At 60.9% G+C, this 14800-nt stretch carries 13 protein-coding genes; 5 read left to right on the plus strand and 8 right to left on the minus strand.

What is annotated here, in order from left to right:
* A partial coding sequence (locus tag ACTJKX_RS36495) for a hypothetical protein (RefSeq protein WP_440728314.1) occupies nt 1-258 on the plus strand: 258 nt, incomplete at its 5' end.
* 1286 nt (nt 259-1544) lie between these two features.
* On the opposite strand, the gene ACTJKX_RS36500 is transcribed toward ACTJKX_RS36495, so the two are convergent.
* From ACTJKX_RS36500 to ACTJKX_RS36515, 4 genes are all read right to left on the minus strand, one after another.
* Nucleotides 1545-3035, minus strand: a complete 1491-nt coding sequence (locus tag ACTJKX_RS36500) for a hypothetical protein (protein ID WP_440728315.1) — start codon at nt 3033-3035, stop codon at nt 1545-1547.
* A gap of 9 nt (nt 3036-3044) precedes the next feature.
* Nucleotides 3045-4358, minus strand: coding sequence for an HlyD family type I secretion periplasmic adaptor subunit (locus ACTJKX_RS36505; protein WP_367624522.1), 1314 nt, complete (start codon nt 4356-4358; stop codon nt 3045-3047).
* Nucleotides 4359-4368: 10 nt separating this feature from the next.
* Nucleotides 4369-6081: a type I secretion system permease/ATPase gene (locus ACTJKX_RS36510; RefSeq protein ID WP_311944898.1), complete on the minus strand. Its 1713-nt coding sequence runs from the start codon at nt 6079-6081 to the stop codon at nt 4369-4371.
* Nucleotides 6082-6341: 260 nt separating this feature from the next.
* The gene (locus ACTJKX_RS36515; RefSeq protein WP_311944900.1) at nt 6342-6599 is read right to left on the minus strand and encodes a hypothetical protein; all 258 of its coding nucleotides are present in this window, start codon (nt 6597-6599) and stop codon (nt 6342-6344) included.
* Nucleotides 6600-7380: 781 nt separating this feature from the next.
* On the opposite strand from ACTJKX_RS36515, the gene ACTJKX_RS36520 reads away from it, so the two are divergent.
* Complete coding sequence (locus tag ACTJKX_RS36520) at nt 7381-8391, plus strand: helix-turn-helix transcriptional regulator (protein ID WP_311944901.1); 1011 nt, start codon at nt 7381-7383, stop codon at nt 8389-8391.
* Between the two features lie 247 nt (nt 8392-8638).
* Here ACTJKX_RS36520 and ACTJKX_RS36525 read toward each other — a convergent pair whose 3' ends face one another.
* Nucleotides 8639-8830: a hypothetical protein gene (locus ACTJKX_RS36525; protein WP_440728316.1), complete on the minus strand. Its 192-nt coding sequence runs from the start codon at nt 8828-8830 to the stop codon at nt 8639-8641.
* Nucleotides 8831-9263: 433 nt separating this feature from the next.
* Between ACTJKX_RS36525 and ACTJKX_RS36530 the strand changes: the two genes are divergently transcribed.
* A complete protein-coding gene (locus ACTJKX_RS36530) occupies nt 9264-9545 on the plus strand; it encodes a hypothetical protein (RefSeq protein WP_311944904.1) in 282 nt (93 codons plus the stop codon).
* 332 nt (nt 9546-9877) lie between these two features.
* Here ACTJKX_RS36530 and ACTJKX_RS36535 read toward each other — a convergent pair whose 3' ends face one another.
* On the minus strand, nt 9878-10300 hold the full coding sequence (locus ACTJKX_RS36535) for a hypothetical protein (RefSeq protein WP_440728317.1): 423 nt from the start codon (nt 10298-10300) through the stop codon (nt 9878-9880).
* 630 nt (nt 10301-10930) lie between these two features.
* On the opposite strand from ACTJKX_RS36535, the gene ACTJKX_RS36540 reads away from it, so the two are divergent.
* Nucleotides 10931-12595 (plus strand): OFA family MFS transporter, encoded by a 1665-nt coding sequence (locus tag ACTJKX_RS36540; protein WP_440728318.1) that lies wholly within the window; start codon nt 10931-10933, stop codon nt 12593-12595.
* Between the two features lie 107 nt (nt 12596-12702).
* Nucleotides 12703-12951 (plus strand): hypothetical protein, encoded by a 249-nt coding sequence (locus ACTJKX_RS36545; protein WP_311944907.1) that lies wholly within the window; start codon nt 12703-12705, stop codon nt 12949-12951.
* A 30-nt stretch (nt 12952-12981) separates the two neighbouring features.
* Here the strand turns inward: ACTJKX_RS36545 and ACTJKX_RS36550 are convergent, their stop codons facing one another.
* Together ACTJKX_RS36550 and ACTJKX_RS36555 are read right to left on the minus strand one after the other, a co-directional pair.
* Nucleotides 12982-13788 (minus strand): family 1 encapsulin nanocompartment shell protein, encoded by an 807-nt coding sequence (locus ACTJKX_RS36550; RefSeq protein ID WP_440726497.1) that lies wholly within the window; start codon nt 13786-13788, stop codon nt 12982-12984.
* Nucleotides 13781-14800: Dyp-type peroxidase (locus ACTJKX_RS36555; protein ID WP_440728052.1), on the minus strand; the 1020-nt coding region annotated here is incomplete at its 5' end. The genes ACTJKX_RS36550 and ACTJKX_RS36555, both read right to left, overlap by 8 nt.

Consider the following 14800-nt stretch of genomic DNA (forward strand, 5'->3'; position numbering starts at 1 on the left):
GATCCCGCCCGTGAGGCCGCCGACCGCACCGCCGAGCGTGCCGCCCAGGCCGCCCTCGCCACCAATGCCACCGATACCGCCAATCGCGCCGGTCAGGCCGCCGACGACACCGCCAAGCGTGCCACCGATCCCGCCCACCGAGACGCCACCGCCAGCTGGCACACCACCGCCAGCCGAGGCGCCACTACCAATCGAGATTCCTCCGCCAACCTTACCTCCGACGGATGGTCCACGGCCGGTCGTTTTGCCACCGACTGATGCTTTGCCGCCAGCCGAGGCACCGGCACTGACCTTGCCGCCCACGGACGGCCCGCGACCGGTCGTTTTGCCACCGACTGAAGCTTTGCCGCCAGCCGAAGCACCGGCACTGACCTTGCCGCCCACGGACGGTCCGCGACCGGCCGTTTTGCCACCGACTGAAGCTTTGCCGCCAGCCGAAGCACCGGCACTGACCTTGCCGCCCACGGACGGTCCGCGACCGGTCGCTTTGCCGCCGACCGACGCTTTGCCACCGACTGAGGCACCGGCACTGGCCTTGCCGCCGACGGATGGTCCGCTGCCGGTCGCTTTGCCACCGACTGATGCTTTGCCGCTAACCGAAGCGCCACCACTGGCCTTGCCGCCAACTGAAACACCGGCGCTGGCCTTGCCGCCGACGGATGGTCCGGCGCCAGTCGCTTTGCCACCGACTGAAGCGCCACCGCCAACAGATAGCCCGCCACCCGTTGAGCGACCGCCCACCGAGGCTCCACCAAGCCCCCCACCCGAACCGCCCAGACCGCCGGATGAGCCACCGCCCACTCCGAGTCCGGCGGCACTGGCCTCGTCTCCATGAGAGACGAATGCCGACAGCAGTGCAATCGTTGCGGTGGACAGGAAGAAGTGAGAACGCCTGCTGATCCTAGACATGGTACGTACTCCTGCTAGTGCCTCTTGTTATCTTCCGCAGTACCAACGGTTGACGCTGTCCGCCGGCGGGGGTCTCGTAAAAGAAAGTCGACTAAATTCTGACCGGCTCGAGCAGATGAAGCCGGCATAGTTGAGCTTTGCCGCGTTCGTCGCTTCCTCAACGAAATTGCGCACACGATAACGCTCACGGCTCGCCACCTTGGCAAACCGAATGAACAGTTCACTTCAAAAAGCCTCTGTAGTTTATGTCGGAGCCGGATCGCTCTATTGCGATCTACGCAAGAATGCCGAGATGATTAAGTCTTGGCGATTCCTATTCCATATAATCAATCATATGGATCTCCGATTTTGACGGATTTCTCTGCAACGTTACTCAACCTTGTCACATATGCAGGGCGACGTCATTGTCTATTCCCTAGAAGTGTTGACTGAAACGGTTCTCTCATCTGCACCCATATCCAGGGCATGAAACATCGTTCGCACGAACCGAATTCGGCCCCGAAGCGCAGTTCATTGGCAATCGACGACGTCCGTCCGCAGTGCTCTGGCCGATGCACTCATCGGCCATCAGGCCATCAGCAGACGTGCAACCGGGGTGACCGTGTATCCGAAAGCATCATCCCACACCGCCGCAATCAAGCAGCGTGGTGGGTCGAAGCGTGGTGTGAATGATCCGTATCGGTATGCCCATCATCATCGATGAATGGCTGGCCGACAAAAGTGAGTATCGGAGTGAGAGCATGGGCGACCCCTTCCGTGATCTGTAGTGCCGCATGTGTCGCAGCGAACATATCAGTCGGCGTCTCCGCCGCCGCATGTGTCGTCGCTGCAGCAGTTTCCGTTGCCGAGACCGATTCCGTTGCGGGGGCCGGGGTGCTTTCATGCGCGGCCGTTGCTACGGGACTCGTGCTGTTATGGCTGCCATTGTTGGGCTGACTTGACGGATCGTCATGGCCGCCAGTCAGGCCGGAAAGGACCCCGCCACTACCAAGGAGGCCGCCGACGAGGCCATCCTTACCAACCACGCCATCCAGGCCTTCTTTGCCGGCATCGGCCAGGCCATCAAGGTTATTGCTATCATGATGGCCGCCATTGTCGGTCGACTGGCTTGGCGTTTCGTCCTGGCCGCCGGTCAAACCGGCAAGAACCCCGCCACTGCCGAGGATGCTGCCGACGAGGCCATCTTTGCCAACCACGCCATCCAGGCCATCTTTGCCGGTATCGGCCAAGGCATGGAGAATATTGCCGTCATCGCCGCCCACCAAACTGGTAACCTTGGTCACGACGGTATCCAGGCTATTGCCGGGATCGACCAGACCCTTGATGATGTTGCCGTCACCGCCGATCAAACTGCCGATGATGCCATCCGGGCCCAAAACCTCTTTCACCGTCTCGCCGATACCCAGCGAGACGGGTAGCACGCCGTTATCTCCAAGCAGGTCATGTACGACGTCAGTGACCGGCTCCAATACTTGTCCGACGGGAGCCAGAGCCTCCGCGAGTGGACCGGTGACGGCCAGGCTGACCGGCTCCAATATGTGTTCGACGGGAGTCAAAGCCTCAGCGAGCAGGCCAGTAACGGCCGATATCGGGTGCGTCACTGCAGCTAATCCGCCTTCTCCCGAACTGGAGTGGGATAGCGTTGCCGACAGGGCGTCATCCGCCAGTGCAGTCCCGATCAATGCGCCGGCTGCGTAACTTCCTGCACTTCCATGCGCAGCTGCAGCCGATGCGTGCGCGGATTCCGCCCCCCGCGGCAAACCATCGGGGGAGTTCTCTGAAGGGGCAGAGCTTGCCGCCTGCACATTGACCTCGGCGCCATTTGTGGCGGCCGGTCCATTATTCGCCTCGTTGTGAATTGGGTGATCAGCCGTTGCCGAGTGATCGACGCCGGCCTTGGCCTGTTCCGCAGCAGCGGGGGTATCCGACACACGACGATCGTCATGTGACAAACCGGATTTGGGGTCTGAATTGGCCGCGGCCTGCTCGGACTCGAGCAGCGCAATCCCCAATCCCACGGCGCCCGCCGCAAGCGCAAAATTCAGCGGATTGTCCGCGTTGCCGGTTTTCGCCTTGGTATCCGAACGGCGGCCTTTGAGATCGTTCAACTTCTCCAGGTATACCATGGCAGATCCTCACTTTTCTCGAAACGCATGTCCCACTTCATCAAGAAGCGGTCCAAGCAGATACCCAATCAGGGTTCGCGACCCGTTCGTGACAACGACTTCGGCCGGCATTCCTGCTTGCAAGGAAACTGCCGACTTGCTGAGATCATCAGGATTGATCTTGGCGCGGATGGCAAAATAGCTACGCCCAGTCCGCGAATCCGTGATTTTGTCCGCAGAAACGCTGATTATTTCGCCCTGTAGCGGTGGGCGCTCATTTCTGGGCACACCCGTCAGCCAGATGCTGGCTGTCGCGCCTGTCTTGACGCCGTTGATGTCGGAAAGCGGCAACTGGGCCTCGACAATGAACGGATTGTCAGCGGGAACGACGTCCATCAGCTTTTGCCCAGCCTGAACCACCCCACCTTCCGTGAACACCGACAGATCGACGATCGAACCGCTGACGGGCGATTTGATCACCGTTCGGTTCACCACATCCTGCGCCGCCTTGAGTTTCGGCAATGCCTCCGCCAGCGAAGACTGGGTTGTCCGGATCTGATCGACGATCTCGTTGATGCGCTGGCGGTCCAATTTGGCAATGGCGAGTTCGGCCTCGCCGGTTTCCTGCATTGCCGTGGCAATATCGGCCGTGCGCGAGCCTATGTCGGCGAGCATACGGGCCGCCGACCGATCCAGTTCGAGAAGACGCGTCTTGGGCGCAAAGCCTGAGGCCGCCAACTTCTGGACACCTGCCGTCTCTTCCACGAGCGAGGCATTCTGCCTGGAAAGTCCTTCCTTCTGTGCGTTCAGTCCGGCGATCTTCTCGCGAAGCTGGGCCAGCCGGGATACGAGTATGCCCTTCTCGGCCTCATATTGATGTGCCCGCGAAGCCAAGACTGCGGACTCGTTGGCAATTGTCTCTTCCATCGCCCCCGACGAGCGGGCTTCTTTCCGAAACTTCTCCAGGCAACTGGTATCTTCATTGTCACGCTCACAGAACAGGCGTGCCTGGCGGGCAACCAGGTTCACGACCTCGGCCTGGGCGATGTCGAGCTTTGCCTGGGACTCCGTTCCGTCGAGTTCGATCAGTGGTTGACCTCGTTCGACGCGCTGGCCTTCCGAGACCAGAAGCTTGGAGATGACGCCGCCATAGGGGTGTGCCACCGATTGTCTCTGCGCCTGCACCTGCAGGCTGCCCTCGGCGATCGCCGCGCTCGATAGCGGTGCCACATACCCCCACACGATGACCAGCAGCACGAAGGCCAGCAACGACACCGCACCCCAGACGGCCGGGCGCCACGGATTGCGATAGGTGATGCTGCCAGGAACGGAGATGGCGGTCATGGTCTGTCCCTCACCTCTGCAGAACGGGAGCCGCGAAACTCTGCGGCGGCCCAAGTTTTTCGATTTTGCCGGCGTTCAGCACGAGTATGGTATCGACCACGCTGAGAATGGCGGGCTGGTGGGTGACCACGACGACCGCCGTGCCCTGCGCCTTTATGAGGAACAGCGCCTTGCTGAGCGCATGGACGCCTTCCACATCCAGATGCGCATTTGGCTCATCCAGAACCAGCAGCCGCGGCCCCCCCAGCAAGGCCCTGGCCAGGCCGATACGCTGGCGCTGCCCGCCCGACAGCCCCAGCCCGCCCGGACCGAGCATCGTGTCGTATTGTTTGGGCAAGGCCAGCACCATCTCATGGATGCCCGCAAGCTTCGCCGCCTCCATGATCTGGTCGGTGGAAGTATCTTTAAACCGCGAAATGTTCTCCCGGACACTGCCGGCAAACAACCCGACATCCTGGGGCAGATATCCCGTAATGCGGCCAAATTCCGCCGGATCCCAGTGTGCGTAGTTCAGCCCTCCGAAAGAGATATCGCCTCCAGCCGGCTGAAGGGCTCCGATCAGCAGTTTGGCCAGCGTACTCTTTCCGGAAGCGCTTGCTCCGACAACCGCCAGCGCCTCGCCCTCGCCGATCTTGAAGGACACATCGTCGAGAACTGCCTTCGGCCGCCCCGAAACGCGATATGAGAGGTTCTTCACATCGAGAATCGTTTCGTTGGTCGGCACGATCGTCTTGAGCTCGCTTACCGGGATCTCGTTCAGAAGGTCCCTGATGCGCTGATAGCCGGTCCGGGCTGTCGCTGCCTGTTTCCAAGCGGAAACGGCCTGTTCGACCGGGATGATTGCGCGCCCCATGATGATGCTGGCCGCGAAAATCGTCGCGGGATTGATGGCATGATCGATCGCGAGCCAGGCGCCGGTGCCGAGTATCAGCGATTGAAGCAGCAATCTGGTGAACCGGATGCCGGCCGAGATCAGTGCGTTTCGATCGCTCGCAAAGGCTTGGCTGAAAAGCATTCCAGCCCGGCTGCCCTGCCAGTGGCGCTCGACCGCGGACTCCATCCCCATGGCGCGAATGACATCCGCATGCTGCATGATATTCTCGGTGAAGACGAATGATCGTCTGGCCGCGGCTTGAGCATCATCCATGGGCTTTCGAGTGACGGCCTCGTTCAGAAAGGCGAGTCCCAGCAACAACAATGCGCCAACCGTCGCGACGACGCCCAAAATGGGATGGATGAGATAGAGAAGGATGAGATAAATCGGGATCCAGGGGACATCGAAGGCAAAATGGATACCCGGACCGGTGACGAAGGTGCGGAACTCGTCCAATTCCCGCATCGGCAAGGCGCCAAGGGAATAGCCGTTCCTCGAAGACTTTTGCACGAGCGCGGAAAACACGCGGCTCGCCAGTTTTTCGTCCAGCAGGATCCCGCATCGTGTCAGCATCTGAGCGCGCATGGCATCCAGGATGGCCATGACAAGCAGCGCGACGATCAAGATGATGGTGAGCATGACGAGCGTCGGGACGCTTTCGCTCCGCAAGACGCGATTATACACCTGCATCAAATAAAGAGGCGAGCTGAGATAGAGCAGATTGATCGTGCTCGAAAAGATGCCGACAGCAATGAAATACGGACGAAGTGACCTTACCGCTGCACCGATCTCAGTTTCAGCGCTTTTTTTTGTTGATCGAAACAACGAAGTCGCATCAGCCAAAGACATCACCAAGTCCCTTCATATCTTCCAACAACAACGCGATTGGGACGAAAAGAATTCAGATTTTCCTTGGTAGCGTATTGGTACAATAGAAAGATATCTTGCCCGCAACGTTCGTCTTCCGAGTTTGAGGAAAGATCCCAATCAGCCGCTGCGAGGCATGAGGCTCCCCGCAGCGGCTGGTGCTTCTTTGAAGACGCTCAAGCACTTGAAGTCAGCAACGGCCCAACAGCGGCAGCGCCTCTTCAAGCGCACAAGGTGGCCAATCAGGCGACGTGTACGCCGTCGTGAGCCTGCAGCGAGTCCAGCACCAGTGCAGGCGTCAGCGCGATACCGGTCCAGGCACTGCCGACGAGCATGGCTGCTCCCATGCCAAGATGACCGCCACCTTCCATAAAGTTAAGGTAGGCGTCATCAAAAGTGACCTCACCCGTGTGATTATAGTGATAGTCGTTTGTCTGGACGTTAGTATGGCCTGTAGTTGTCGTAGCGGTTTGGGTGCCGCCGAACAAGAAATCAAGCATCGGAAGTCTCCTCTGAGTTTACTTCAGGCGATATGAGCGTCGCATATACCCAAAAGGAGTCAACGCTCGATGCCTGATTTCGGACTTTGCGCAAACGATTCCAGACAATAGTCAAAGATGGGCGGTGGGCGTTGGCGACGAGGATGTCCGCGATTAAACCCGCTCGCGACACTGTCGACAGCGGTCGCTGCCTCCGTCACATCGCCGGCCGGCGCGAATGCCTGAGGCGATGTCTGCCGATCCCCCCGTCCAGCGAGGCCCCCGCTCCATGGTCAGCCTTGCTTGGGTCATGCCTGGCCGTCAGCGGCCACATCCGGCACTCGGGCGTTGTGCTGCACATCGCAAGCGCCCCGACGGGAAAGCCCCGGTCAATATGGCAACCACAGCGCCCATAATGGCAGCCGTGAACACGGATGGCACTGCCGATCGACAATAAAAACGGTACTAAAATACCACAATCCGGCCTACAATATGGCCTTGGGCTACGAAAAGCGAACGTTCCGGCAGAAATCGCTGGCAGCCCAGCGCTGAAGCAGCTAACCTACCCCAACGGTAAAGTCGCGCTTACGCCGAGAACCCTTAGTGAAAATCTTACGACAATAAGTCTCACAAATGGGAAACCTTGGCCAATTTCATATCCATCTTAACCATGCGACCAAACGTCAGATAGAAACTTAATAAAAATCTTCTATGTGAGAGAGCGGAGTGGGAATTGGTTTGATCTGTCTGGAATGATCCTCCGGCAAGATTGGCCGGTTGGATTCAATGCAGTGAGGTTGCAATGACGACCCCTCAGGTTCACCCGCTCGCCCAAGAAATCTCTCGGCAGCAAAGCTTTTGTGCGATGTCATCGGCACAGAACCTTCTGATCGAGCACGAGGCTGATACCTCCTCGAACGAGTTCCCGCTGGAGGAAACTCACAGTTTTGGCGACCTCGAATCCTGCCGCACTCTCCGGACGAGCGCCGGTCGAAATTGGGGCAACATATATATTTCCAAACAGATCGAAGATCCCAACGAGGGCACCTTCCGAGCAAGCCCGCACCTTCTGGTCAGCCTGACGAGATCCGGCTCCACGCGGCTGATTTGCAATGTCCAATCGCAGGAATACAAAGCCTATCTTCATCCTGGCCAGTTGAACATTCTGGCACCGAACCAACCGGTCCGGCTGAAGTGGGACAGACGTGTTCACACCACCCATCTTTATCTGAGAAACTCGCTGTTGAGCGAGATCGCGGGTGAGATGACGCAAAACCGCATGACGTCCATCGACGTCATCGGCAGGCTGGCTTTCATGGATCCCCTGCTCGAGGGATTGGTCACAGCCATCGATGACGCAATGGAGCTGGAACTGGAAGGAATCCAGCCTTACGTCGAACATCTCGCGCGCGCGGCGGCCTGCCACGTGCTGCGCAAATATTCGAATCTGCGATCGCCACAACCTTCGGAAGACACCTCCGGAGAGCTTACCAAGAGTCAGATCGCACGCTTTCGCGAGATGGTCGAAAGCCGCATGAGCCAGAAGCTGACACTGACCGACCTGGCCGAGGGCAGCGGATTGTCGACCGGCCATTTCGCTCATCTGTTCAAGCAAGCCACCGGCACGACGCCTTACCAATATCTTCTGCATAGCCGAATCCAGCGTGCGCGCTATCTGCTGGCAAAGACAGCGATGCCCGTGGTGCGGGTCGCCGCAGAATGCGGATTTTCCGATCACGTGCACTTCACAAGGGTCTTCTCGAAGACAGTTGGTCAACCGCCGGCGACTTTCCGCAAACTTGCCATCGACTGAACAGAGGCGTGCGGCGACATACGGTCGGCAGATCGATCGGCCGCGCATGTGAAGATATCGGCCGGATCGTCCATACCCGCCCTCTAGCATCGTATCTGCCCCTATCCCGGTCGAAAGAGACCCGCGAGGGCGGATATCCGGAGCAGCCAGCCGCCGGTCGTGACAGATCATCGCGGCAACAGGTCACGCCGAGTTTTCTTCCAAGATTCAGTCATCACAATGCAGCCCGGCCTCCAAGGCGCCGCGGCTAGCCCTCGCCATTGACGTGGCTTCCTGTTGGCTTGGCTTTCAACGGCTCCGTCGTCTCGCTGAGGGTGATCTGCTGGCACGCCTCGACCGGGCCGACGATGGAAGCGCCTTGCTCATCGAGATTGAGAAGGCCGTTGCTCCCCCACGCAACAGAAATGCCAATACTCGAACTCCGGATCGCACGATCCAACCGATCGCCCTGTCGCTGATCCTGCCGATACGTGCCCTCAGGCCTCGCAATGATGCGGCATCTAGCGCTCCCGCAACGTCGCAAACAATCCGTCGCCGACAACGACATTACCGCTTTTGAGTAGCGAAATCCCGTCCGGCACCGACTTATGGATAGGCGATAATCCACAATTTCAGGTGGCACTTGCCGGCTTTCCGCCGCAATCTAGGGCTTAGTAGAGAAGCGATTTGAAGTGATGTGTCGCCGCGCCCCAGCCGATCCGAAACTCGCGGCGCCGAAGAACGGTTCTCCAGGAAATGCTGCACGGCCCGACTTCGCCGTCAGGCCCAATTTCCCGGCGGGAGGTTCGAAATTTGCAGGCACTTTCTATTCCGTTTCCTTCTGTCTCGATTGAAGCAGACACCGAACTATTAGGAAGGAGGAAGGAACCAAGATGACGATTCGAGTTATTGCTGCGGCCGCCGGATATTATGTGATTTGGCCACAGCCAGGGAACATGCGGGGCTTTGGCCGTTCGCCTGTTGTTGCTTGGCAGATCACCCTCGACGACGAGGGTCTGGCAAGTTGGTCCGAGCCGGTGGCAGAAGGCGTTATTTGTTCGGAGCCTTATGCGATCTTGTGCCCCGACGGGACAGTGCAGGAATCGGACAGCGGCGTTTTTCACGACAAGATCGAGGATTGGGTGCGCACCCTGCCGCGAAAGATCACGGCATGACCGGAATGTCGATATCTCCGGTCGATCGGGATCGACCAATCTAACACGCCTGCCGTCGAACAGGACAAATCGACGTCCCGAATTTGTCGCGGTTTGGAAGCAAAGACCGGCTGCCCGTCTTGGTGTTGCGTGGGGGATCCTCCGATCCTGCTCCCGCAGAGCCAGGCAGTTGGACTGGAATTTTCCACCCATTGACATGCCTTTCCGATCTCGAGCCAGCGGACGCTGGAGTTTTCCGGGAGCAGGTCGCAGTGTCTCCGCCTCTGGCTTGCAATCGGGCCTTCGTCGGCGACGTCGGCACGGCACCAATTGGAGCTCGTATCGGCCCTGTTTCAGAATAAGCGATCAATTCCGACCACCCCGCCATCGCAGGCGCCATCCGGCTCGATCCCGAGGAATTCCGTTCCCGTCGCATTGCCGATGCCGTCACGGCCGGTCGCCAGCCGAAGGTCGAAAGGCGCAGCCGCCCTCGGCAGGTTCAAGATGGCCTTCCATCCTCCCGTCCGCAGACACTCGTCATAGTCTGTTTGGCAGGTCTTGCCGGTCACGGGGATCCTGAACCACTTGCCGTAGGAACCGCCACGCTCGGCAAGTGCCGCATACTCATAGGCGACATCGGTGATGTTTATGACGCACAGCATCCAGGCCGAGCCCCCGGGCGGGGGTTTCAGCGGGTCATAGGAGTGATCGATATCCGCATCCCGAATGACGAAATTGTCGAGGTTCGCTTTGCTTTGTAGCCGCTGTAATTTCATCGTCTTTCCTCCCGTTCGTCAGAATGTGAATTGCGCGCTCCGGCATTCTGTCACGATTGCCGAGCCCGGCCGCGCCGCGAGTCCGGGCGGAGCGGCTGACAAAGGCCGGCATTGTTGCCTTGCCAGTCGCAAAGCAACACGCATGCCAAAACAAAAACGGTGGGAGATCCGAGCTTTTGCCACGCGGGGTCTTCCAATTTCAGACAAATTGTCAGCCTCGGCGTAGACAAAACGTCTAAACACATCGCAATGACAGTGCTCGCTGCCGGCATACGACTCGCCCGCATCGAGCGCCCCACTGCGGCACTGGTCCGCGGCTTTCGGCACTTTTAAGGCCTGGCGACTATAAGGCTTGGCGACACCCGTATTTGCACTAGGACCGCCATGGTTGGCGATCGCACGCGAACGCGGCCCGGCCGGACATTTTGTTCGCTGTCTCGGACAGATTGCCCGCAATCGCGGGCCTCCGGCCCCGTAATCCATTGATATTGCTCACTATGTTGGATGGCACGCGTCTTGCTGACGCCATGCCAACGGCTTTGAGCCGAGCACCAGCCCCGCCAAACGATGGGCCGGATCACATCGACAAACACAGCCGACGGGATGCTGAGAAGACAGGGCGGAATTATCATGACAACGGATGTGGACACACCGGATGACGTATTGTCTGCGCCACGAAAAGCCGGATTTCTCGATCGGCAAAGGATCATCGCCAGGCCGGGCTTCAATCGCTGGATGGTGCCGCCTGCGGCGTTGGCCATCCATCTGTGTATCGGCATGGCCTACGGCTTCAGCGTGTTCTGGCTGCCGCTCTCGCAGGCCCTTGGTCCCGCCCCGTCGGCTCGATGTCCTGATCTGAGCCTCGTGGCCGCCTTGTTTACCGCGAACTGCAACTGGCGCGTGTCGGATCTGGGCTGGATCTACACGCTGTTCTTCGTGCTGCTCGGCTGCTCGGCGGCCATCTGGGGCGGCTGGCTGGAACGAGCCGGCCCGCGCAAGGCGGGGGTGGTATCCGCCCTGTGCTGGTGCGGCGGCATGCTGCTGGCCGCAGTCGGCGTCATCTTCCACCAATTGTGGCTGATGTGGCTCGGTGCGGGCGTCATTGGCGGCATCGGGCTGGGCCTTGGCTATATCTCGCCGGTCTCGACCCTCATCAAATGGTTCCCGGACCGGCGCGGCATGGCAACCGGCATGGCGATCATGGGTTTTGGCGGCGGCGCCATGATCGGCGCTCCGCTCGCCAATCTCCTGATGGGCGCCTTCAAGACAACGGACAGCATCGGCGTCTGGCAGACCTTCGTCGTCATGGCCACGATCTATTTTGCCTTCATGATGGCCGGCGCGCTGGGCTACCGGATTCCGCCGCCGGGATGGCGCCCCGAGGGTTGGTCCCCGCCCTCCGCGGCCGGGCGCTCCATGATCACCACCCGCCACGTCCACCTGAGGAACGCCCACAAGACCAGGCAGTTCTGGCTGATCTGGCTGGTGCTGTGTCTCAACGTGTCGGCGGGCATCGGGGTGATCGGCATGGCCTCGCCCATGCTGCAGGAGATCTTCGGTGGCCGGCTGCTCGGTCTGCCGGACCTGAGCTTCGACAAACTCTCAGCCGATCAGAAGGTCGCGATCGCGGCGATCGCGGCCGGATTTGCCGGACTGCTTTCTCTGTTCAACATCGGCGGCCGTTTCTTCTGGGCATCGCTTTCGGACAAGATTGGCCGGAAGAACACCTATTACGTCTTTTTCCTGCTTGGCATCGCGCTTTATGCGGCGGCACCATCCGCGGCGCATTCCGGCAGCCAGCTCCTGTTCGTGGCGATCTTCTGCGTCATCGTCTCCATGTATGGCGGGGGATTTGCGGCCGTACCGGCCTATCTCGCCGACATTTTCGGGACGCAATTCGTCGGTGCCATCCATGGCCGGCTGCTGACGGCCTGGGCGACGGCCGGCATATTCGGGCCGGTGATCGTCAACTACATACGCGAATTCCAGCTGGCGGCCGGCGTGTCACGCGCGCAAGTCTATGATTTCACCATGTACATTCTCGCCGGGATGCTGGCGCTCGGCCTGATTGCCAATACATTGGTGCGACCATTGGCCGACAAGTGGTTCATGTCCGAGGCTGAGGTTGCAGCCCTTCAGGATGCGCCCGCCTCTGGCCAGAACGGCACGACCGGGTCCTTCGGGATCGGCAAGGGCGGCTTGGACGGCAAAGCCCTGCTCGCCTGGGCCGCTGTCGCCATCCCGATTTTCTGGGGTCTTTGGGTCACGCTCAAGAGCGTCATTGCGTTGTTCTGACGCCTGGCGGCATTCTCGGCCGTCGGGATGGCGGTGGAAGGGGGGGCCGACCAGATCATCCGCGGCGGTCGAGCCGACGCGGGGCAACACCACAGGGGGAGCTTGGCATGGCGGAAGTCAAATGGCTGAAGGACAACGAATACCCCACGCAGCGGGGGGACTGGGTCCTGATCACCAGACAAGGCCCGGTCTGGTCGATCAACAGCGCCACATCCACCGGCGACAGCGTGCCCTCCGTCCCGATCGGGGCCTTCCATTTATTGAACGATCTGCTCGCCTGCACGATCAGATGGGCCGACCGAGCAGGCATTGACTGGATCTATATCCGCCCGGGCGACGATTTTGCGCATTTTTGAGAGCCGCATGGCCCTCGGATGGAACGCGCCCTATTTTTTGGCGTGCAGGAGGGCGACGGCGGCTTCGGCCGTGAGCAGGCGGAAGGTCAGGCTTTCCTGGAAGTAGAGCTGCACCGCGGCGGGCGAATGGCTGGCATAGCCGATGGAGATGTCCTGGCCCACGGTGAGTTCGAAATCCCCGCCCCGTGTCGTCAGCACCAGCCCGCCCTCGATCGCAGGGGCCCAGATCACCGGCCCGTCCACCAGGCGCTCGACATGGTGGAACACCGGATAGCCGTCATCGCTGCCGCCGGCCGCCGCCGTATAGGCATCGCCCCCCAGCACCAGCGCATAGGGACCTTCCACACCCGCCAGCCGCAACTGGCTCACCGCCTGCGCCACCACGTCCGGATAGGCCTTCACCTGGGCCGGAAGCGTCAGCGCCGGGTTGCTGAGACCCGGGCGGATGCCCCCGATCCCGGCCGCGGCAAAACCGTCGAACACCGCCCGATCCTCGGCAAAGGCCAGCTTGCGCGCCGCCTCCTTCAGCGGCGACCAGTCCGAGTCGAGCGCCCCCCGCTCCACATCGTCGATCGCCGAGCGGGCTAGCTCGAAGCCCACGCGCAGCTCGACCAGCGCCTGCACCTCCCGCTGCACCGCCTCGATGCCCTCGCCAGGCCCGGCAAGCGGGCGCACATGCCCGGTTCCCACCGCCGAGGCCGCCAGGCCCTGCGGGCCTTCCAGGTCGACCACACGCCGCGCCGCCAGATGACGCTTGAGGGTGCGCGCCGCCTCGTCCTCGATCTGCCCCCACGCTGCCTCTGAGATCGGTGCCAGCTCCCGATGGAGATTATTCATGGTCTGCCTTCCTCTTGAGCGATCCAATGCCGAGCGAACCATCGCCGCCGGACGGGCGTAAGCCGGGACTTGCCGCCGCCTCGGGCTCCGGCGGGGCCGCCTCGCCCGCTGCCGGTGCGCCGGCCGCCACATCGTCCAGGAACGTCGCCGAGGGCACGAAGAACAGCGAACCCGTCACCGCCCGGCTGAAATCCAGCAGCCGGTCGTAATTGCCAGGCGGGTGCCCGACGAACATGTTCTCCAGCATCTGCTCGATCCGGCGGGGCGAACGCGCATAGCCGATGAAATAGGTGCCGAACTCGCCCTTGCCCGCATCCCCGAACGGCATGTTGTCGCGCAGGATCTCCAGCGCCTCGCCATTCTCCTCGATCGAGGTCAGGACATTGTGGGCATAGGGCGCCTTGAGCGCATCCTCCTGCTCGATGTCCGACAGCTTGGCACGCCCGATGATCCGCTCCTGCATCTCCACCGGCAGCCGGTTCCAGCCCGCCAGGTCATGCAGGTATTTCTGCACGATCACATAGCTGCCGCCGGCAAAGGCCGCATCCTCCCCGCCGATCAGGGTGGCATCCACCGCTGCCTGCTCGACCGGGTTCTCGGTGCCGTCGACAAAGCCGATCAGGTCGCGGTCGTCGAAATATTTGAAGCCGTGCACCTCGTCCACATTGGCCGCCGCCTCCCCGATCCGCGCCATGATCTGCGCCGCCAGTTCGAAGCAAAGGTCCATGCGCCGGGCGCGGATGTGAAACAGGATGTCCCCCGGCGTCGACACCGCATGATGCACGCCACGGATCTCGCGGAAAGGGTGCAGTTCCTTCGGCCGGGGCGCCCCGAACAGACGGTCCCACATCTGAGAGCCCAGGCCCATCACGCAGGACAGCCGCCCCTCCAGGTCCCGGAACCCCACAGCCCGCAACAGACCCGACAGATCCGCGCACAACGCCCGGATCGCCGCCTCCGCCTCCGCGCCAGGCTGGACCGTCACCACCAGAAATATCGCACTGCCCGTCAG

This window comes from Labrys sp. 22185, assembly GCF_052045555.1.
Lineage (GTDB): Bacteria > Pseudomonadota > Alphaproteobacteria > Rhizobiales > Labraceae > Labrys > Labrys neptuniae.